Raw genomic sequence first — 18,165 nt, 5'->3', positions numbered from 1 at the left:
TTAACAAATATTTGTTGTGCCGCAGTTCAAAGCAGTGACTACTGCGTCGTGGCGCCGTGTCCGCCATGCATGTCCCGCGCCAGCGCAAGTGCGCGCCATCGCGTGCCGAACGAAACGCCAACGAGAAGAAGGCAGAAACCGAGGGCGAGAGGCGAAAAGAACGCCTCCTCCTGCAATACGGCATTGGATGTGATCGTGACGATGGCTACGAAGGCGAAGAGAAAATCCGGGTCGCCGGTCGCGATCAGCTGGCGACGCGCCGATATCGCGAGTGCCACCAGAAAGCCGAAGAAGACGATACTGCCTAATCCCATCTGATAGAGCATCACGCCAACGGCACTCTCCACCGGGATCGAAGCGACACCCTCGCCTTGAGCCCTATCCCAATCCAGATTGAGGCTGGTGCTCGATAGATTGCCGCCGATCCCCAACCCCTGTCCGAACGGGTTGTGCAGGAATTCACGAACGCCGGCGATCAAGCCCAGGACGTGATAGTCGCCATGCGTCGCACCAAAAACGATAGCGGCGACGGTCCACACCACAGCCAGTGCGACCACGGTCGTGAGTGTGAGTTCCGCCCGCGACGGGCGAAACATCAGCTGCGCGCCGAGTGCGACAATCAGCATGAATGTTGCCCCCTTCGAGCCGATGACCAGCAGCAGCGGAAGCGCGACAATGGGTACGACCCAACGTCCCCTGAACAGAAGCCAGGCGGACATGATGCTGAGGCCATAGGCATAGCTGATCGGATGGAAATTCGGGCCGCCGTTGCGGAAGATCGGCGGAAGCAGGTCGCTCAACAGCTTGATGTTGAAGAATGTCGTCATCATCGTATCTTCGAGGCCGCGGAGCACGAAGCCGGTTTCCCTGAGCCTCTTTTCCCAGATCCCGGACTCGATCTGCGCCTTGAGGCCACGCTGGACATAGAGATCGCCATGGAACAAGCTCAGGAAATCCATACGGAAGATCTGCTCCAGATAGCCATAGGCAATCGCGCCGACACAGAGCCAGAAGATGGCCTTGCGCAAATCGATCGGATAGAGAGCCGCGGCCAGAATTGCGATGTGGAAGCAGGCAAGCGGCGTGAGCGTATTGCGGAAGTAGATGACGGCGTCCTTCGGGCCTCCATGAACGGCACCGAGCACAAAGTAGAAAGAAACGGTCGCGCATAAGGCGAAGCTGAACAGCAGCCACGGACGCAACTCCGTCAACGCGCGCACGCGATACTGGAACGAAGCAGCCAGGAAAATGCCGAAGGCAGTCATGAGAATGACGAAGTTGGCACCGCGCAACGCATCGAACGTGTTGTGATCGGGCACGAAAGGCGTGAACCACGCGACCACGAGATTTTGGTAGAGAAAGGAGCAGGCGATCACGACCGGTATGCAGCCGGGCAATGCGACCGATAGCACCAATGTCAGAAGAAAGGTGGCCGCAACACCGAACGGCGTCCACACCGCAAAGGCGGATACCGACGCGACGACAGCAAGCAACGCGACGAGCAGATGAAACATGGCATCCGAGCGCAGCGCCCTCACCGCACCTGTTTCAACGCCGGCATGGCCACCTGCAATGCTCATTGCCAGCTCCCATCCATCAGCGCTCGTTGACGCTTTGCGATACGACACCCCGCCCACATCTCACCCACCACCATCGCTGCCGAGCAATGCCGCCGTCATCATGGGGTCAAAACCATCGGTACTGCGCCTGTTTTTGATGAAGCCGAAGCCTTGATCGAGCTCCCAATAGACCCAGCCAACCTGGTGCGCTTCCGCGGCGCGGCGCACGGCGCTAGTCCACGCCGCGCGACTTTCGGCATCGACGCAGAAATTCAGCACACCAAACTCGTTCATGAGGACCGGACACTCATGCGTCTCGGACCAATGTTTTAGCCTCGTAAACTCTGAAGCGACCGCCGCTTCGCTCCACGGCGTCGACAACTGTTCCTCGATCAGCGCCGAGGCCTGCTTGTCGCCTGACGCTCGAAGCGCCCTGATGCGCTCCTGGACTGCTGGGGTTTCCTTCGTTGCCGGGAAGGGCAGGTTCGAAATTCGCGCGAGAGGGGACGCATCCCATGTTTCGCATTGATGGGTGAAGGCTGTCGGCGCATAGAAGTGAATGGCGGCAATCTGGTTATCGTCGGCAAGCGGAGGCGTCTGACCTATCTCCCATATGCCCTGCGAGGGAGACGGCCCCCAAACGAGAGTATGCTGCGGGCACCCGGATCGGACAATCTCCGCAAGGCGATCGCGCAATCCGAGCCAGGCCTCGCTCTCCATCGGCGGTTCGTTCAGAAGTTCCGGATAAACCGAAGCTGCAGGCAGGTCGGCAACGACGGTGCGAAGGGCCGTCCATGCCTGCGAGGCGCGTTCAGCTCCGGCATCGAAATCAAGGCGCAAGGCGGCGTGAAGATTTTCCGAAGGATGCATGTCGACAATGACGGCGAAGCCGTGCTGCACGAGCTCCGTCACTCCGTCTCGAATACGGCGGAGCGCCGGTGCATCTCCGCCTGCGATGAGATCGCCATTGACGGGCAGCCGGACGGTCTCGAAACCCAAATGACGAAGTTTTTCGAGTACTGCCTCGCTCGGCTCGCTGCCGTCGCTTCTATCCAGCCAGCCGGGCAGATTGAACCCGCGCGATGGAACGGCACGTTTACCCGCCGTCTGCGCTACTGCCGATGAGGGAATGGAAAGAGCCGCAATTACCGAGCTGCCCGCCAATGCAAGGGCACGCCTGCGTGACATCATCGCCGATCCTGGACCGATTGCCATGCCTACCGCCTCGCAACGATCCTGCCGCCCTGCTTCCCATCGCCTTCAGGCCGAATGGCTTGCACCACCTGGCTTTCCGCGACGCCAACCGGATCCCGTGCGATCACAAGCGTCGCGCTGCGTTCGATCTGATCGACGTCAAGGCGTTGCCGAAGCATGTTTCCGACTTCCGACGTGTCTTCGCTGGGGCTGAGCGCGAAAAGCATAAGATCCGCCTCGGCAAACAGAGCTGGTTCCCAACCCTCGCCGACTAATGAAGGGGCCATCAGAAGGACGAAGTCGTAAGCTCCCGCCTCAGCCAATATGTCATCGATCGTAAGACGCGGTGGCGATACCGCGCTCTTCTCGGCGGCAATGTTGTAGACGACGGTGCGAAGGCCGCTTGCGCCGCTGACAAAGACCCCATTGCCGTTTCGCGTCGGCGTTTCCAGACCCGGCTGGCTGCCAAATTCCACCACAAGCACCTTCTGTTCAGCCTGCTGAAGACCAATACCCACCATGGCGCCGGCAAGCCGTGCCGTGAGCGGGGTATGAAGCGAGGATATCAGCAGAATATAAGGCTTCGGGTGCTCCTCGAGGTGACCAATGATGCGTCGCATCAGCTGCAGCACATCACGCGAGAAGGCTTCATTTCCGGCCTGGAAAAACCGTCGTCGCATCGCGCGAATGCTGGAGTAAGCCCCAACTCCGGTCACGCTCGGCAAATGGTACTCCCCAAAACTGATTGGGACGGGCTCGGAGCGCCCTTTCTCCAGCATACCCTCCTTCTCAGATCCAACCTCCAGCAGGCTGCTGCGTATGGGTGTCGTCGGATCGCTCTCCTTTTGGCTTTTCGGCCCGCGCAACAGGGCAACGCCGCATCCGACGATGAGGCCGAGCAGAGCGCTGACCGGTAACAGCAGCAAAGGCTTCGGCCAGGTCGGCTGCACCGGCGGCGCTGCGGAGCTTATCACCCGGGCCTCCTGCAATTGGAGACCCTGCATCTGAGAGGTCTCCTCGGCGCGCTTCAGGAAATCGTCAAGTACGGTTCGAGCCGCCTGCGCCCTCGCCTCCAATCGCCGCAACTGCACCTGCGCGACGTCGGATCCTTCCAGCTGCTGACGCAGCGCATCAAGCTTCGCCTGAAGCGTCCGGACGTTTTGGGCAGCCAGATCGGATTTCGCCTTCAGCTCCTGCGTGATCCGCTGCGCCTCCACAGCCATCAGCCCCTGCATCCTGTCCAGCTCGGACCGAAGCCTTTTGATCAGCGGATGGCGCGGCTGGTACATGGCTTCATAATTGGCAAGATCCGAGGCGCGTTGGTTGTAATTTTCGCGCAGCTTCACGGTTGCTTCGGAGGAAAGGATCTCGGATAGCTTGGCAAGGCCCGCGGGCGACGTGCCGGCGGCAACCGCCTGATTGTATTTATCCTTGGCCTGATCGGCGTCGCTGCGCGCAGCGATCAATTGGTCGGTGAGTTTATCGATCTGCGACTGCAGCGTGCCCCCGGCGGAAGCATCGAGGATCTTGTGCGTGATCTTGAACTCGGCAACTTCGTGCTCGGAATCGCTGACGTTTTTCTGAAGGCCGCCGATCTTGTCGGCAAGCAGGGAGTTCACGTCGCTGTTGGCGGTCTCCCGCTCTCCGGAAAGGCCGGCCTTGTAGCGACTGACGATGGCGTTGGCGATCCGGGCAGCCTTATCGGCGTATCGGGATACGAAATTGACATCGATAACGTAAGTAAGCCCCGCTCGCTCGACGGTGACGCCGCGCTGAAATCGCCGGAAGATCTCATCTTTTGTTGGCGCACCACCGCCCAATCCGACGAGCGACAGCAGACCACCACCGGAAAATTCCGGATCATTCGCGATGCCTTCGCTTTCGAAGACTTTCATCAACAGATCGCGCGATTCGATGACGAAGACCTGACTTGCAATAGCGGCGCTATCGCTGCCGATTCCGGGCAGCACGCTGTTCAAGTTTGTGGCGTGGGAATCGCGGGGGTCGATCATGATCGAGGCGGTCGCCGTATAGCTCGGCTTGGCGACGGCGAGATATGCGACAGTCAGCAGGAGCAGCAGGCATGTGCTTGCCAGAACGGTCATCTTGCGTTGCCAGAGGATGGTCCATACGGCCCCGACATCGAACAGCGGCGGAAGTGTGCGCTCGTCAATGCTAAACGGCTTCATCTAGTCCCTCTTCGCAGCCGCAGCTTTCGGCGCATCGCACATCACTAAATGCAGTATTAGTGAATAATATTAATCATCCGTTGAATTTACACCCCAGCGTGTGATCCGAACCGGTATTCGCAAGTAACCATGTTACGAGTTCGTTCTGGCTCCAGCATAAGAACTTACGATATTAGAGATACATTCTATTCTCGGACTTTCAGGCCCTGAAGCCAGGACCGGACGACGCAGGATCACGATATTGGGCGACAAAACGAGCAGCCGTGACGCTTTATCGGCCGCAGCAGCTTCTCCTGCGGACAACCTGCGCTTGTCGGTGGGCGCGCTCGCCAAGAGCGGCGCGGTCGCCAGCATCATCAAGCTTGTAAGCGCGGGCCTGTCGTTCCTGATGTTCGTGGCCGTCGCCATGACGACGGACGGACGGCAATTCGGCCTCTACAGCGCCGCCTATGCCGGAGCGAGTCTCACCTCGTTTTTTTCGCTGATTGGACAGCATAGCGCGGTCCTTCGCTTCTGGCCGCAATATGCCGGAAACAACGACCTCAACTCTGCAAACGGCATGATGGCACGATCCATCCTTGTCGCCTTGGCCGGGCTCGTCGGATTCAGCTTCGTCATCGTCGTGATCGCATTCCTGCCATTGACCAGCGCCGACATGCCGGAATGGCGATCGATCTGCATAGCGGCAAGCGTGCTTGCTTTTGCCCTCGGCTGGTCGGAATTCGTGGCCTGCGCCCTGCGCGCCAAAAACGCCCTCATATTCGCCCTGCTACCGCGCGATGTCATATGGCGCGCGATTGCGATCCCGGTCTTCGTGTTCGCTCATTTCATGCAGATAAAAATGAGCGCTGTGACCGCAACCTATCTGACGGCTGGCTTATTGCTTCTTTCGATCGCTCCACAAACGATCGTCCTGTTTCGCGATACGATCCGCATGAAACGCGGGCCATTGAGCCCGGAGCAGAAGCGGGAGTTCAAGACCGTTACGCTCGGCCTTTGGGGTGTAACGGCGCTGCCGCCTGCGCTCAGTCAGGCGAGCACGCTGCTTGTTGCTGCCATCCTTGGCCCGGAGGCCGCCGGAGCGATTTTCGTCGCCGACCGGACCATGCGTCTCGTGGTGTTGGCCCTCAACGGCATCAATCAGGCGCTTGCCCCACAAATCTCTGGCGCCTTTCATAGCGGCGACAGGCCGCATGTTCAGCGCATCACCAGCCTTGCCGCCCTCGCGGGCTTCGCCATCGCACTGTCCGTGCTGGTCGTCTTCGTCGTCTTCGGGAATCTGATCCTATCGGTTTTCAATCCAGCCTATGCCACGCCGACCATGCAGGTGACGCTGATCATCTTCGGCGTTGGTGCGACGATCGGGACGGCCTGCGGCCCGACCGAAATCCTCATGCAGCTGACCGGCCTGCAACACGCGCTTTTCAAGCTGCTCGTCGTCGTCAACGTGCTTGGGCTGTGCGCAACAGCGGCTCTGACCTATCTGCTCGGACCGATCGGCGCAGCCTTGAGCATTGCCGGCACCATCAGCGTCTGGTGCGTTACTGCCGTGTTCATCGCCCGGCGCAGCATAGGCATCAATCCATCCATTTTCGGCTTCTTCGCCGGAGAAGATGCGCTCGCCGCCCGCTCCTTTCTGAAAGGTCGCACATGAAAATCATCCAGGTACAGACGCAGGCGGAGGCAGGCGGAGCGCAGCGCATTTCCGATATGGTGGGCGAAGGCCTGCGCGCCCGCGGCCATCAGATACGCACGGTGTTCATGTATCGGAAGACGGATGTCTATGATCGGGATCCCTACGCGGATTTCATTCTGACCGAACCACCGCACGGCCTGCTCGGTCAGATGAAGGCCGCTAGCGGCCTTGCTCACTATCTGCGCCGCGAGCGTCCGGACGCAGTCATTACCTTCCAGCACTATGGCAATATTTTCGGCACGATCGGCGCGCGTCTCGCGGGAGCGGGCCGGATCATCGCGAACCAGAGCGGCGCCCCGCAAACCAGAGGTGTGAGGGGTCTCCTTACGCAGATCGACAAGCTTATGGGCACCCTCGGCCTCTATCATGCCAATGTCGTCAACTCGAGCTGGACCGAGGCCCAATTCGCGGCATTCCCTGGGGCTTACCGACGGCGGACCCTGCGGATCGACCATGGCGTCGCCACGCCATTGCATCAAATCGAAAGGGCGACTGCGCGGGCAGCCTTCGGCCTGCCGGAGCATGCCTGGCTTGCCGTCTCGTCCGGCCGCATGGCGCCCTCCAAGAACCAGGTCGCACTCGTCGGGGCGCTCGCACATCTGCCCGACATGCATCTCGCGATCGCCGGAGCCGGACCAGAGTGGGACGCGATTATAACACTTGCGGAAAACCAGCATGTCAGGGACAGGCTACATCTCATAGGGGAAGTTCCGCCCAGCCGCATTTTTGAGTTTCTTGCGGCGGGCGACGTTTATGCTTTTGCGTCGACCACGGAAACGTTCGGTCTCGCCGCCGTCGAAGCAGCCATCTCCGGACTGCCCGTCGTGACCAGCGCCCTACCGGTCATGCAGGAAGTGCTGACGACGGAGGATGGTGAACCGGCAGCACTCTTCGTTGAGGCTAGTACAGCGGGCATGGTGCAGGGTCTTTCCGAGATCATGGCGAAGCCTCAGCTTGCGGCCAGTCTCGCCGCCGCCGGGCAGCGACTTAAAGAACAGTACTCTCCAGCCAGAATGTGCGCAGGCTATGAAGCGCTGCTCTCGGCTCAATCATTTTCGCACGGCCGCAATCCCATCGATCACCTCCAATCGGCCTGAGCGATTGAGTGTGTGGATCTGTGGATAGGGCCAATCGCCAACCGCATCGATGGGCCGAGGTGCGGACAAACGAACAGTCTGCTCGTCCAACTCCAGCAATTCGCAGAGACCGAGACCGCCCCCATAACCGAGCGTACCATCCTGCATTGGCAGGAAGATGCGATTGCCGTTGTCACGAATAAAGGCCCCTCCGGGTCGGGCCATCCGCCGATCGATGAGCACCGGGTTCAGCGGATGCGGCCTCCAGGGACCTGCAAGTTTCTCGGCGTGGAAAATCACCAGCGTATCGGAAGTACTGCCGTAGCCGTCGCGGTTCGTGGCAAAGAGCCAAAGCCGCCCGCCATGTTCGAGCAATGTCGCGTCGGAAATTTCACCGTCTAGGAGCACTGCCTCCGGAACCCAACGGTCGGGGAACTCCACGGAGCGATAGAGCGTGAGTTTTCCGCTCGCGCTGGCCTCGGGCAGCATCCAGATCGCGCCATCCCGCTCAAAGACCTGCGGATAAGAGAGATGATACGGCTCTTCCAGGACGCATCGCGGCGCCTGAGGCTTGCCATCGGCATCGAAACGCACGACCGAGATAACAGCCTTTCGCGTTGCGTGCGGATAGTCTTCCACGAACAGGAAGTCTTCGTCCCGCCAATGGAAAACAAAGGGATCGGCATAGAAATGATCCCCGGCGTCCGGCAAGACAGACCAACCATTGCCGAGCTTGGATGTCGCCGCTACCCCGTCTCCATCGATGAAGCGATAGCCGACGCGCCAATGGGCATGACGGAAGCGCACTCGCCGCATGGCCTCGCTGCCGAGCCGAGGCAGGGCTCCCGTCAGATAGGTTGAAACAAAACCCTTCGCTGCGTCACTAGCGCTCAAAGTCGGCTCTGGCCGCAGATCTTGGACGACCGATCGATTTTCGATGAAAGCCCGCACAACCGAAAGGGCAAGTGTGATGGCGCGAGCAAGCACGTCTTCAAGGCCGAGCGCTGCAGACTCACGCCTGTCGACCATCGGCATGGCCCTTCCCACCACGGTCTTTCCATCAAGCACGGCCTCGATCACAGGCAGAGTGCCGGACGCAACTGCCGTTGCGACCGCACTATCCAACGGAGATCCGTCGAACCGGAGCGCGATGGTAGGGACAGGCGATAGGGCGGCATTGCCGGTAAGGTCCAGCCGCAGCGTTGGGGGCTCCTGACGAACCTTTGTCGGAATCTCCGACACGGGAGAGACAAGAGCGGGGCCGCTCCTGCGGAAGACGCGACGTTCGAGCGCCAAGGCAATATTGACGATGGCAGGCCAGGCTGTCGCCCCGGCATCGTGCGAGATGGCGATATCGTATCCATCAGCCTGAAGTCGCTGAACCATGACCTGCTGCCACAAGCGCGGAGCGGCTTTTGGAACGATGATATCGATCGATGGCATGGCGCTTCCCGTCCGCGACTGCCTCCTGCGGGACCCACAGGCGAGATGGGAAATAGCTTGGCCAACAAAGCTTACTTTCGAGTTACTCCAGGGTTGCATTGGAAACGACGAGATTCGTCCATGGCGGATCGGCAGGCACATGGAACCGGGCATTCAACCTCATGCCAAGGCTGCGAAGAGCCCATCCCCTATAATAGGTTGCGGTGAGAGCGGTGACCCGACGCATCGTTACCGATACGCCGGATGAAAGGATTATCCTCGGGCACGCAAGGCAGCCGTCAGCGGGAGACGCGTGGCGGAAAGAGCAGGCAGCGCGCCGCCGATTACGCCGATGGCCAACCCCAAAAGACCGGCGATGGCAATCACTCCTCTGTCCACCGTCAATTGAAATGCCATGCTGGTATTGTTTGCACCGATCGTGCTGGCTTGCCAGCCATTGAAAAGGATCCACGAAGCGGCAACGCCGATCATGGCCCCCATTGCCGAAAGCAGGATCGCTTCGACCCAGGTCGCAACAAAAGCGGAAAGCCGGCTGAATCCGAGAGCTCGCACCGTGGCAATCTCGACGGCACGATCCGAGACGGAACTCATCATCGTGTTGAGCGCACCCGCCGTGGCGCCCAGCGCCATCAAGAGCGCGATCGGCCATCCGAACATGCGAATGAGATTGGCCGTACCCGAAGATTGTGCCGAGTAGAGATCAACCTCGGATACTGCGACCAGGGGCGAGACCGTGATACCGCCAAGCGCTGCCTGCAACTGTCGAATCGAACTCGGTTCGATAAGCCTGAGCCTCATGCTCTGAACCTCTCCCTGTCGATCGAATGCCGAGCGAACAGCATCGAGATCACCCCAAATTTCCGATTCGAAAGCGCTTCCATTTGCGGAAAAATGGCCGACCACCATCCATTCGACCGGGCCTAGCCGGACTTGTTGCCCAATGGCGAGGGAGCGGGCTCCCTTCGCAAGGCGATCGCCGACGACGATGTCACGCGAGCCGACCCGGGGATAGCGGCCGGCTGAAAGAGTAACGCCGTCTCGCAGCGACGGTCCCGTCGAATCCATGCCGCGCAGGGCCAGCATCTTGGCAGTTTCGCTTCCCTCTTGCCGAACTTCGACCGGAACGACGATTTCACGGGAATAGACCAGATTTCCGGCCGCATCGCGCGTGGTTCCCATATCGCCACGCATTGCCTCCAAGGTTCGAATGACGCTAGCCGGAATATCGGAACCCATTTCCTGATTGGTCCCACCGCCAAGAACAACGGCAACGGTGGGAGAGCCCGCCGCCCGCAAGGCCGCCTCGAAGCCGGCGGCCATGGAGAGGAAGCCAGCGAGAACCCCGACGACGAGCGCGATGGACAGCGCCATGGAGATCGAGATCGCCAGCCGGCGAGGCAGGCTGAAAAGGCTGGCCCGGATCATCACTAGTATTTGCTTGATACTGGAGGACATGGAATTATCTCGCTCTGAGTGCTTTGGCGACGGGCGCGCGCATGGCATTGATCGCCGGCAGCATCCCGCTCGCAACTCCAAGGAGCATGATGAGGCAAATCGCCTTTGCGAACGCTGCGGTCGAAAAGACGAGGCCGAGAAGCGGCCCGGCGGCTATAGAGGCGAGCTTCGCCAGGAAAAGCCCGGCGAAGCCCCCGATAATGAAGATCAGCATCGTCTCGCCGAGAACGAGCCCCAGAATCCGCCTGCGCGAAAAGCCAAGCGTCTTCAGAACGCCGATTTCAAAGGTGCGCTCTCGGACGGCAAAGACCATGGTATTGACGACGATCATCAACAGGGTCGTAAAAGCCGCACCGACGACGAGGTTTACGATCAGACCTATGTCGGCGTACTGACGAAGGAAAGCTTCAAGAAATTGCTTCTCCGACTGCGTCCGCGTCGGCAACGCAGAATTGGCAAACAGGGCATCGATGCGAACCGCCAATTCACCAGAAGAGATACCCGCCTGCGGCCGTATGATAAAAGCGTCCACCGTATCGGCGTTCCGCTCGCGGACAGCGTTGATGTAATCGTAGCGAGCAATGATGAAGTAGGTATCGGCGCTTGCGGTCTCGCCGTCGAAAACGCCGGCAATCTCAAAACGCCAGTCGCGACTGCCGTCTTTTGCTGCGGTTTGGAATGAGGTCAGGGTAATGCGCTGGCCGATGGTCCAACCCTGGGCCTCCATCAAAGCCCGGCCGACAAGCACGCGATCGCGCCCGGCAGAGAGCGATTTGACGAGATCGACCGTCAGCGCAAGCTCCTTACCGTTGACATCCGCAAGCAGCTGCGGCTCGACGGCACTGACGGCCATGACATTCTTCTCCGTGCCGACGAAGCCGCGCAAGCGCGCCATATAGGCGACGGAGGATACACCCGGCACTGCGGCGATGCGCGACATGTAGGCCATCGGCAGCGGCTGGTTGCGCCCGGCGGCATTCATGACGCCGAGAATGCTTTCGCTGGCGCCGGCCGAGCCCTGCGAGCCGTTCGTGAAACTCGCCGTCAGCCCGTAGATCAGGAAAGCCACGGCGACGCAGAAGATCAACAAAACCGTACGCAGCGGCTTGCGCCACGCATTCTTTCCGGCAAGACGCAGGAAACTCATCACGCAACCCTCCTCTCTTCGACGAAATGCCCCTTGTCGAGATGCAGCACGTGCCTGGCATGACGTGCGGCTTGCTGATCATGCGTGACCATGACGATGGTCTTGCCCATCTCCCGATTGAGGAAGACGAGCATGTCGAGCACTTCGTCGGCCGATTTCCTGTCTAGATCCCCGGTCGGCTCGTCGCAGAGCAGCAGATCCGGATCTGCGATGATGGCTCGCGCAATACCGACACGTTGCTGCTGCCCGCCGGACATAGAGGCCGGATATTGCTTGCCACGGCCGCCAAGCCCGACGAGATCCAGAACTTTTTCGACCCGAGCGCGCCGTTCCCTGGCGGAAATCGGCTTGAGCAGAAGCGGCAGCTCCACATTCTCCGCCGCATTGAGCATGGGCAGCAGATTATAGAACTGGAAAACGATACCCATATTGTGCGCGCGCCAGGAAGAGCGCGCCGCCTCTCCCATCTGATCGAGCCGGGCGCTGCCGATGCGCAGCTCTCCTGCATCCGGGCGATCGATACCGGCCAGCATGTTGAGAAGCGTTGATTTTCCGGATCCGGACGGCCCCATGATCGCGACGAAATCGCCTTTCGGGATAGTCAGATCGAGACCGCTGAAAATGGGAAGCACTTCGCCGCCCAGGCGATATCCCTTCTGTATGGCTCTCAAAACAACGTACGGCTCTTCCTTGGGATCTTCGGTCATCGGTTAATCTCTCCTGATAGTTCCTGGAAATTGGGTGCGGCGATGCGAATGCGTGCGGCCATGTTCGGACGAATCCCGATCGGCGGATCGATCAGGGAAAAGCGAAGCGCGATCGTGCCCTTTTCGGCCGAAGCGATGGGCGCGATCTTGGCAAGGTCGATAGTGAAAGGCTTGTCGGGGAACCCGTCGAGGACCGCCTCCCCGCGCATGCCAGCGTGGATCATGGCGATGTTCGTCTCGGCCACGTCCGCATCGATCACCATGCTGCCCATATCGATCAGCGTCAGCAGGCTCTGATTTTCCCGAATGCTGTCGACGCGTGCGAGCACCGTATCGCCGATGTGTGCTCCAACCTTCGCAACGGTGCCGGCAAATGGCGCCCTCACGGTCAGTTCATTCAGCTGCTCCCCGGCAATGCGGACGGCAATTTCAGCCCGATCGATATCCTGACGCGCCTGCGCCACCGCGTTGGAGGCGCTCTGCGAAGCTGTCTGGGCTGCCTCAAGATCCTTTTGGGGCGTTGCTGCGCGGGTCGCCAGCGTCTCGATGCGTCGTAGCGAGGCATTCGCCTGGGTCAGCTCGATAGTCCGTGCCGAGAGAGCGAGATCGGCGGAGACCCTAGCCGCCTCCGCCTGCTCAAGCGCAAAGCGGGCGCTCGCATCGTCGAGCGTGACCAGGACCTGACCCGCGTCGACACGATCGCCCGCTTCGACCGCAATGCCGGTAATCCTGCCTTCGTATTTGGAAAAGACTGCGGTCGAGCGCGGCGCGACGACATACCCCGATCCGGTGATTTCGCGAGTCGATGCCGAGGTAGTCTGCCTGCCGGAGAATGCTTCCGGCTTTTTTGCCTTGACGGCTATAGTGCTCGTCGCCACCTTTTCGGAGACTGCTGCCTCCACCCCTTGTGGCTCAGGAAGCAGGGCACCTACACTGCTCGCCACATTCGACCACATGAAAATGCAGGCGATGGGTGCGGCAATCGAAGCAAGGATGATCGAGGCGAGAGCGCACCGCCGCGCGATTTTTCGCGGCGATCCGGATGAGGTGGTTTCCGTTGCTGGCGCAAGGGAGAGCGACTTGAGCGCTTCGGCAAGTTTGCGGTCGGGTTCGGTGATGGTGTTCATGCCGACAGCATGACCGATCAGGCCGGTAACTCGACCTCAAACATGTTTTTGACGTCCTCGATCGCGATTTCGCACTCAGCCTGCGGAGTCAGGCCGGATTTTCCTTCCGCTCCCGCCATTGCAGCGGGGTCATGTCAGTGACGCGGCGGAACTCGCGGTTGAAGTTGGATTTGGTCTGGAAACCCACCTCGAACATGATGTCCGTCACGGGTCTCTTCGTTTTCTCGAGCAGGCTGCATGCCTCGGCAACCCGGAACTCGTTGACATATTGCGAGACGTTCTTGGCAGTCGTGCGATTGATCGCCGTCGAGATTTGCCGGGCCGGGATGCCGGCCTTGCGAGCGAGGCGATCCAGATTGAGGTCCGGATCCCGATAGACGCGTTTCGCTTCCAACAGCGACTGGATCGCCGCTATCGTGTCCTTGTCTGCGGCCATATCGAATTGCGGAGCAGGCTCAGCCATCTCCGGAAAGCTGCGCCCACGGCTGGCGACGGCACCCGCGATCGACAGAATGACCAGCGCCGCCAGATTGCCGAATGTGATTAGGGTGATGGCGTGCCGGCCTTGCGTCCAGGCGAAATCGAGAGCGACGAAGATGTCGAGCAGAGCCGACAGAAGCAGGGTAAAGGCGGTGAAGACAAGAGCGCGAAAAACCGGCGACGTGCTTTCGAAAGACGTCATCCTCAGCGCATCCGTCCCTGCGCGCATCAGGAGCAGGATCGCGACCGCATAGCCGATGAAGATCATGGGGAGCGCCACGTCGATGGCATAGCGCGATATCGACATCAGAAGAACGATCATGACGGCCGGAAGGACATACAATCCTATTCGCCAGGAAGGTAGCTCAGCGCTTTTGCGCGTGAGCTTGCGCACTCCCAGATAGGCCAGTGGCGGGATGAGCGCGGCACTGACCGGCATCATATAGATGACCGCTTCGATGCCGTATCCCCAACGCAAGCCGCCGAGAAAACCTTGAAAGGCGCTTATCAATATAAGCGCCAGAAACGGGAGGTTGCGGGGGGCCTCTTTCAAAGAAGTCTGGTCGCTCCCCTTCGCCATCACGGCAAAAAGAATGAGGAGCAGGATGGCAATGACAAAGGGAAGCGGGATGAAAAGCATCGGGATCTACATCAAGCAAGGAAAACGGGACGATCGAGCTGAGCCATGGCTTTAATCGACACCCTCCGCGACCTGAATCATGTTCGAGGTCAACAATATCCTTTGCCGCAACCATTCCAATGAAAAACAGGCTTTCGTGGCTGCACTTTCGACAAGAGGTTTTGCGCTCCCTCGTCCATTCGGCCGAACGCGCGTGTCGGGCGCTTAACGCTTGGCCTTACCGCCCCGCCGATCCGCTTCCGCAACGACCGATGGCGCGATCGAGCCGATCTCGAGCCGCACGCAGAAGCCTTCGCTCGTATCAAGGAACAGCACTCTTCCACCGTGAATTTCGGCCGCTCTCTTGACCAGGTTCAAGCCCAGGCCCGCTCCAGAAGAGCTGGTATTGATACGGCGAAATGGCTCAAAAGCACGATCGCGCTCGTGCGGTGGAATGCCAGGCCCCTGGTCGCAGACATCGATGGTACCCGCCGCGCCGACCCGCACGACAATCGCGCCCTTCCCGCCAGCATGATCGATTGCGTTTCGAATGAGATTCACGACGGCCATTTCGATCGTCGATGTCTGGATGATAAAGAAGGCCTCCTGCGGGGCCGGCTCGAAATCGAAGTCGTAACCGGCGTCCATCGCGATCGGCGCAAGGTCGGCAGCGATGTTCTCGACCAGCATGTTCAGGTCTTTTCGTTCCGCGCGCAATTCTACGGCGCCGACAGCCTGCATCTCCAGAAGCTGATGGGCTACGCGCGAGAGGCGATCAATATCGCCGCGAAGCTGCTGGCTAACTTCGACCTCCGGAAGCAGATCGGCTCGGGTTCGCGCGATCGCGATGGGTGTCCTCAGTTCGTGAGCCGCGTCGGCGAGGAAGCGATTGTGCCGGTTATAGCCTTCGTCGAGCTTGGAGAGAGCGTGATTGAAGGCATCGACCAGAGGAATAATCTCGGTCGGCACCTTGGAACGGTCGAGCCGGGCCGAGCGTGTCTCGAAATCGATCGTCTGCGCCTGCCTGGCCGTGTCCACCAGCCAGCTCAATGATCGACCGACGGCGCGCGGCGTCACCAGCAACGTTGCCACCCCGGTCAGCGCCAGCATGGGAACAACGACAATGAGGATGATGAATCCTACAGCCGGCAAGACCGTCAGCCAGGGCGTCTGCCCGTTGGCATCCTTGGCGACGTCGACGCGAATGTTGATCCACACGTTGAGACCTTCATTGGGGAAACCTCGTTCGGTCGCGGCGACGAATTGAAGCCTGCCAACCGGTGTGTCGCGGTTTTCGAGCGTGGCATGGGTTCCGTTGCCGACCTCCACCCGTGCCCGGTCGATCGTCCGGGGAAAACTCTCCTTGAGGGCCGCCACCGGCGCCTCTCCATATTGGACGGTGTATCCATCGGTGTCGCGGATAACGAACCATAGCTCTGGAGAACGACGCTTCAGCTCGGTGATCGCGGGCACATCGTTTACCTGCAACCGGCCGTCGGCATCCCTGACCACATGTTCCGCAACGATGCGGACAGCCTGTTCATTGGCATCCTCAAGCTCTGGATTGATGACCCAGATCCAGCCGACAAGAAGAACGACAAAAAGAACCAGAAGAAATGCCTGCAACGGGATCAGGCGTCTTATCAGCCCCCATCGCAAGGACCGGCGGCGCTCTGACCTCATGCCTTGGCCCGGATCAGATAACCGATGTTTCGCACGGCTCTTATTTCGACGGCAGCCCCGGCGAGAGCCAGCTTCTTTCGAATCCGGGAAATATGAGCGTCGAGCGCATTCGAGCCGATTTCGTCTTCCAGTGCGTAAACCGACTCGATCAGGTTGGATCTCGTGACGATACGGTTCGGCCGGCGCATCAATGCCTCGATCACCAGATATTCCCGTCGCGGGAACTCGATCACCGATCCCGCTATGGAGACTTCATTGCTGCGGGGGTCGACGCTCAGATTGCCGAAATCGAGATACTTGTCAGAAATAGTGGGACCTCGCCGCTGAAGCGCCCGCAGCCTTGCAAGCAGCTCCTCGATGGCGAAAGGCTTCGCGAGGTAATCGTCGGCGCCGCTGTCGAGCCCATCGACGCGGTGATCGACGCTGCCAAGTGCCGTCAGAACGAGAATCGGCACTGGATGTTTGCGCTGGCGAAGTGCCGCGACGAGATCCAGGCCTTCGCCATCCGGCAAACGGCGGTCCAGCACCAGAACATCATAGGTGCCGACGCGCGCCATCGCGTCCGCGTCGGCGATGGTGCGGACATGATCGGCCAGCACATCGCGACGCCGCAGCGCCTCAAGCAAAGCCTGAGCCATTTCGGGCTCATCCTCGAGCAGCAAGATCCGCAATAGCCTCTCCTAAGGAGGACAGCGCCTCGCCGCCCCCGCGCTCACTGACACGGAAAAGATTGCATATACATTACATGCCGCCGTCCGATATGGGCGCAAGCGGAGATCCAGTCGATTTCGACTGGACAACGGCTGAACGTTTGGGCTGGACAAGCGATCCGGCACATCCAGCCAGTGTTCACAATGTCACACCTTGCCTAAAAGTTGTTAACGACTTGCTATTCCACCTTGCCCCGGTCTAATCCGGCCACAAACCAAATCTACGGGTCGCCCGAAAGATTCACCCGTCCGCCTTATTTGTTAACAACATCACTGCGATCCCCATGAGCCGTATTTTACCATCTCTATCCCGCCGAACTTTCATTTTTGGTTCACTGGCCGCTTCAGCAACGCTGGCCGGCTGCTCTACCGTACCCGGTGCCAAGGAAGGCCCCGGCGAACAAGCGATGCGGGCGCCATTGCCGGCGGTTCCGGCGGTCAAGCCAGTCGTCGAGCCGGAAGTCGTTGCTCCCGCTCCGACTGCCTCTCCCGAAATCGCCGCTCGTTATGCGCAGCTCCAGGATGGCGCCTTCACCATCCCTGCAATCCCTTACGAGAAAATCGACCCCAAATATTATCGCCAGCAGGTCGCTGATCCGACAGGCGAGCCAGCCGGCACCGTCGTCGTCGACACGGCTTCGCGCTTCCTCTACCTGGTGCAGCCGGGCGGCAAGGCGCTGCGCTACGGCGTTGGCATCGGCCGCGAAGGCTTTGCCTGGAAGGGAGAAGGCATCATTCACTGGCGTCAGCACTGGCCGCGCTGGAAGCCGCCGACCGACATGATCGCCCGCCAGCCGCGCCTCGCGCAATTCTCCGTCGCCAATGGCGGCATGGCACCGGGCTTGAAGAATCCTCTGGGCGCGCGCGCGCTTTACATCTTCCAGAATGGCAAGGACACGCTTTACCGCCTGCACGGGACACCGGATTGGCGATCAATCGGAAAGGCGACGTCTTCAGGCTGCGTCCGGCTTATCAACCAGGATGCCATCGACCTCTACGAGCGTGTTCCGTATCATGCGCGGATTGTTGTCTATCAAACCCCACTGCCTGGAACTGCGGCCTGAACACAGGTTACGCGAT

The 18,165-nt window shown here is 60.0% G+C and carries 14 protein-coding genes; 3 read left to right on the top strand and 11 right to left on the bottom strand.

Features of this window, described 5'->3' with window-relative positions:
* Positions 1-38: 38 nt before the first annotated feature.
* From ACIQJ2_RS04785 to ACIQJ2_RS04775, 3 genes are read right to left on the bottom strand one after another with little or no spacing between them, the layout of a single operon-like run.
* Positions 39-1,580, bottom strand: coding sequence for a hypothetical protein (locus tag ACIQJ2_RS04785; RefSeq protein WP_400665284.1), 1,542 nt, complete (start codon positions 1,578-1,580; stop codon positions 39-41).
* Between the two features lie 60 nt (positions 1,581-1,640).
* Positions 1,641-2,774: a glycoside hydrolase family 5 protein gene (locus ACIQJ2_RS04780; protein WP_400665286.1), complete on the bottom strand. Its 1,134-nt coding sequence runs from the start codon at positions 2,772-2,774 to the stop codon at positions 1,641-1,643.
* Between the two features lie 2 nt (positions 2,775-2,776).
* Positions 2,777-4,942: a GumC family protein gene (locus ACIQJ2_RS04775; protein WP_400665288.1), complete on the bottom strand. Its 2,166-nt coding sequence runs from the start codon at positions 4,940-4,942 to the stop codon at positions 2,777-2,779.
* 241 nt (positions 4,943-5,183) lie between these two features.
* Between ACIQJ2_RS04775 and ACIQJ2_RS04770 the strand changes: the two genes are divergently transcribed.
* Complete coding sequence (locus ACIQJ2_RS04770; protein WP_400665290.1) at positions 5,184-6,596, top strand: lipopolysaccharide biosynthesis protein; 1,413 nt, start codon at positions 5,184-5,186, stop codon at positions 6,594-6,596.
* Positions 6,593-7,735: a glycosyltransferase family 4 protein gene (locus ACIQJ2_RS04765; protein ID WP_400665292.1), complete on the top strand. Its 1,143-nt coding sequence runs from the start codon at positions 6,593-6,595 to the stop codon at positions 7,733-7,735. The genes ACIQJ2_RS04770 and ACIQJ2_RS04765 overlap by 4 nt, the downstream gene beginning before the upstream one ends.
* Here the strand turns inward: ACIQJ2_RS04765 and ACIQJ2_RS04760 are convergent.
* The 8 genes from ACIQJ2_RS04760 to ACIQJ2_RS04725 all read right to left on the bottom strand — a co-directional run bounded on the left by ACIQJ2_RS04760 (position 7,688) and on the right by ACIQJ2_RS04725 (position 17,046).
* Positions 7,688-9,157, bottom strand: a complete 1,470-nt coding sequence (locus ACIQJ2_RS04760; protein ID WP_400665294.1) for a hypothetical protein — start codon at positions 9,155-9,157, stop codon at positions 7,688-7,690. The two genes, ACIQJ2_RS04765 and ACIQJ2_RS04760, sit on opposite strands and share 48 nt — an antisense overlap.
* A gap of 252 nt (positions 9,158-9,409) precedes the next feature.
* Positions 9,410-10,612: an ABC transporter permease gene (locus tag ACIQJ2_RS04755; protein ID WP_400665295.1), complete on the bottom strand. Its 1,203-nt coding sequence runs from the start codon at positions 10,610-10,612 to the stop codon at positions 9,410-9,412.
* Between the two features lie 4 nt (positions 10,613-10,616).
* Positions 10,617-11,759: an ABC transporter permease gene (locus ACIQJ2_RS04750; RefSeq protein ID WP_400665297.1), complete on the bottom strand. Its 1,143-nt coding sequence runs from the start codon at positions 11,757-11,759 to the stop codon at positions 10,617-10,619.
* Positions 11,759-12,466: an ABC transporter ATP-binding protein gene (locus ACIQJ2_RS04745; protein WP_400665299.1), complete on the bottom strand. Its 708-nt coding sequence runs from the start codon at positions 12,464-12,466 to the stop codon at positions 11,759-11,761. The genes ACIQJ2_RS04750 and ACIQJ2_RS04745 overlap by 1 nt, the downstream gene beginning before the upstream one ends.
* On the bottom strand, positions 12,463-13,593 hold the full coding sequence (locus tag ACIQJ2_RS04740; protein ID WP_400665301.1) for an efflux RND transporter periplasmic adaptor subunit: 1,131 nt from the start codon (positions 13,591-13,593) through the stop codon (positions 12,463-12,465). Before ACIQJ2_RS04740 ends, ACIQJ2_RS04745 begins: the two co-directional genes overlap by 4 nt.
* Positions 13,594-13,681: 88 nt before the next feature.
* The gene (locus ACIQJ2_RS04735; RefSeq protein WP_400665303.1) at positions 13,682-14,713 is read right to left on the bottom strand and encodes a helix-turn-helix domain-containing protein; all 1,032 of its coding nucleotides are present in this window, start codon (positions 14,711-14,713) and stop codon (positions 13,682-13,684) included.
* 204 nt (positions 14,714-14,917) lie between these two features.
* On the bottom strand, positions 14,918-16,375 hold the full coding sequence (locus ACIQJ2_RS04730; protein WP_400665305.1) for a sensor histidine kinase: 1,458 nt from the start codon (positions 16,373-16,375) through the stop codon (positions 14,918-14,920).
* Positions 16,372-17,046 carry a response regulator transcription factor gene (locus ACIQJ2_RS04725; RefSeq protein ID WP_400665307.1) on the bottom strand — a complete coding sequence of 225 codons (675 nt, stop codon included), beginning with the start codon at positions 17,044-17,046 and terminating at the stop codon, positions 16,372-16,374. Before ACIQJ2_RS04725 ends, ACIQJ2_RS04730 begins: the two co-directional genes overlap by 4 nt.
* Before the next feature lie 323 nt (positions 17,047-17,369).
* Here ACIQJ2_RS04725 and ACIQJ2_RS04720 point away from each other — a divergent pair, with 323 nt between their 5' ends.
* Entirely contained in the window at positions 17,370-18,149 is a 780-nt protein-coding gene (locus ACIQJ2_RS04720; protein ID WP_400665309.1) for a L,D-transpeptidase, read from the top strand.
* Positions 18,150-18,165: the final 16 nt, after the last annotated feature.

The organism is Rhizobium sp. NPDC092011 (assembly GCF_044756305.1).
Taxonomy (GTDB): Bacteria; Pseudomonadota; Alphaproteobacteria; order Rhizobiales; family Rhizobiaceae; genus Rhizobium.
Note: the sequence above shows the minus strand (reverse complement) of the source record. Positions and strands in the feature narration are given on the sequence as shown.

Coding starts and splice junctions, on each gene's coding strand:
- ACIQJ2_RS04785 (WP_400665284.1), bottom strand. CDS start 1,580: ATGAGCATTGCAGGTGGCCATGCCGGCGTTGAAACAGGTGCGGTGAGG.
- ACIQJ2_RS04780 (WP_400665286.1), bottom strand. CDS start 2,774: ATGGCAATCGGTCCAGGATCGGCGATGATGTCACGCAGGCGTGCCCTT.
- ACIQJ2_RS04775 (WP_400665288.1), bottom strand. CDS start 4,942: ATGAAGCCGTTTAGCATTGACGAGCGCACACTTCCGCCGCTGTTCGAT.
- ACIQJ2_RS04765 (WP_400665292.1), top strand. CDS start 6,593: ATGAAAATCATCCAGGTACAGACGCAGGCGGAGGCAGGCGGAGCGCAG.
- ACIQJ2_RS04760 (WP_400665294.1), bottom strand. CDS start 9,157: ATGCCATCGATCGATATCATCGTTCCAAAAGCCGCTCCGCGCTTGTGG.
- ACIQJ2_RS04755 (WP_400665295.1), bottom strand. CDS start 10,612: ATGTCCTCCAGTATCAAGCAAATACTAGTGATGATCCGGGCCAGCCTT.
- ACIQJ2_RS04750 (WP_400665297.1), bottom strand. CDS start 11,759: ATGAGTTTCCTGCGTCTTGCCGGAAAGAATGCGTGGCGCAAGCCGCTG.
- ACIQJ2_RS04745 (WP_400665299.1), bottom strand. CDS start 12,466: ATGACCGAAGATCCCAAGGAAGAGCCGTACGTTGTTTTGAGAGCCATA.
- ACIQJ2_RS04740 (WP_400665301.1), bottom strand. CDS start 13,593: ATGAACACCATCACCGAACCCGACCGCAAACTTGCCGAAGCGCTCAAG.
- ACIQJ2_RS04735 (WP_400665303.1), bottom strand. CDS start 14,713: ATGCTTTTCATCCCGCTTCCCTTTGTCATTGCCATCCTGCTCCTCATT.
- ACIQJ2_RS04730 (WP_400665305.1), bottom strand. CDS start 16,375: ATGAGGTCAGAGCGCCGCCGGTCCTTGCGATGGGGGCTGATAAGACGC.
- ACIQJ2_RS04720 (WP_400665309.1), top strand. CDS start 17,370: ATGAGCCGTATTTTACCATCTCTATCCCGCCGAACTTTCATTTTTGGT.